At 25.9% G+C, this 2,220-nt stretch carries 2 protein-coding genes; both read right to left on the bottom strand.

Annotation, left to right across the window (positions count from 1 at the left end; translation table 11 throughout):
* Positions 1-52: 52 nt before the first annotated feature.
* Entirely contained in the window at positions 53-784 is a 732-nt protein-coding gene (locus tag G3997_RS04320; protein ID WP_296648662.1) for an OmpA/MotB family protein, read from the bottom strand.
* Between the two features lies 1 nt (position 785).
* Positions 786-2,220 (bottom strand): hypothetical protein (locus tag G3997_RS04315; protein WP_296648659.1); only part of this gene is annotated, 1,435 nt, incomplete at its 5' end.

Here is a 2,220-nt window from a genome sequence, read left to right as displayed (position 1 = left end):
GTACTCTATTAATACCCTAAATATTATGTGTTAAACTATATTAATATATTATCTATTCTTTATAATTGTCTATAATATCATCAATAGTTTCTTCAGAATTAGTTATAACTCTAAACTCAACTCTTCTAGATGCCTCCTTATCCTCAACATTATTTTTATATATTCTTTGACTATAACTCATACCATTAGCAGTAATATTATTTATTAACCAATCTTCATATTCATTCAAGCTTTCCATATTCATAATATACTCTAATACATTTCTAGTTCTATCTTGGGATAACTCCATATTTTTAAAGTAAGAAGTCTTTGTATCTCCTCCCTCTTCCCATTCACTAGAGGTATGACCTTCTATTCTAATTTCTGTTACTTTATCTTTATAATTCGTATAAATTACATCTATATATCTAGGAAAAAATGAGTTAAGTATGTCTTTAAATTGAGATTTAAGTTCTGCTTCTCCCCTTGAAAAGAATACTTCTGGTTCTTTGAATCTTATAGTTCCATCTTCATCTATTTCCATATGCCAATTATTCATATCAGCTTCAAATTCATTATATAAATCTTCATAGATATTTTCTTTACTTTCTTCATAGGTTGTAACTATATTTTCTACAGTTTCTTGTTGTTTTTTAATATTTGTATTTTCATCTATTACCTTACTCATAAATATAACTGATGTAAATAGAAAAACTATCATAAGACCCGACATTAAATCAGATACTGATGACCATATATTATGACCATCTTTTTCTTTTCTTCTAAATTTATCTATTTTACTCATTTTAGTTATCTCCTTCAGAGGTAATCTCTTCATCTATGATGCTTACTATATCTTTATCTGCAAAGGCATCTTTTAATTCCTCTAGTAACCTATAGTAATCCTCTGAAAAACCTTCTGATATAGTTACTAATTGACCTGCCAAACAACTTAATGCATCTGTAAATTCTTCTATTAATGTATTATCTAATTTTTCTATTTTTCTAACACATAGTCTTTCCATTTCCTCTGCCATAGTTTTTATTTGATTTGAAGTTGCTACTGTTATATTTTCAAGTCTTTTTGTAGACTCACATATAGTATTATCTAATGTATTATTTATATTATTTGTTGTTTCTTTTAATAATTCTATTTGCTTGTTAATTTCAGAAGTATTTTCTTTAAATGAATTTTGTACTTCTTCATTGAAGTGAATTAATGTTTTATTAAAGCGTTTTTGTGTAGCTAATAGATGTTCATTTATATCTGGTATTAAGTCTTTTAAGCTATAGATTAACATCTTACACTGACTTATATGTTCTGATATTTCATATTTAAATTGTCTATTATTTTCATATATGGATTGTGTAGTTTTTGATAATACTTCTTCTGTTGTTTTTTCTAAGTAGGATTTTATATGGTTTAAATTTTGAGAGATTGCAGTTTCTAGATAAGTTGTGCTTTCTTTTGTTCGATTATCTATGTTTGTGAAGTGTTCATTTATTTGTGGTATAGATTCTCTAGCTTTATTTGATATTTCAATTATTGAATTATTTGAATTTATCATTATTTCTTGTGTTTTATTTATTTCTTTAAGTACTTCACTTAAGTTTTCATTATTTTCTTTTATAAGTGATGAATTTTTAGCAATAGCTTCTATTGAATTATCTGCATTATTTAAAGTTTGTATTACTGTTTCTAGTTCTTTAATTGTAATTTCTATAGTTTCTTTATAGTTTTCTTGCCAAGTTAATAAGTTGTTTACTCCACTATTTAGAAGTGTAAAACACTCTCCAAGCTTTTTAAACTCACCTATAAGCTCTTCTTGTTTAGCTAAGTTATTATTGTTTAAGTTTCTTATTTCATTTTTTAATTCTACTGTTAAGTTTTCTTGATGCTTAGACCAAATTTCACTTACTTTATTTAATACATTTTCAGTTTGTTTTTGATTTAGTAAAAGTGTATTATTTACATTTCTACTTTCATCTATCATTGTGTTAAAAAGTTCCATAATATCATCAATATTTTCTTCATCTTCATTTTTTAGGGCAATATATTTCATAAATATCGCGGCTGACATACCTATTATAGATGTTGCAAAGGATATTTTCATACCACTTAATAACAATGGTACACTTGATGTAATATCATTTGGGTCAAACTTCCATAACCCTATTGATATACCTACAAAGGTACCAAGTACACCTATTGTTGATGCTATGTTACCAAGTGTTGATTCC

The sequence above is a fragment of the Romboutsia sp. 13368 genome, from assembly GCF_018336475.1.
Classification (GTDB): domain Bacteria; phylum Bacillota; class Clostridia; order Peptostreptococcales; family Peptostreptococcaceae; genus Romboutsia.
Note: the sequence above shows the minus strand (reverse complement) of the source record. Positions and strands in the feature narration are given on the sequence as shown.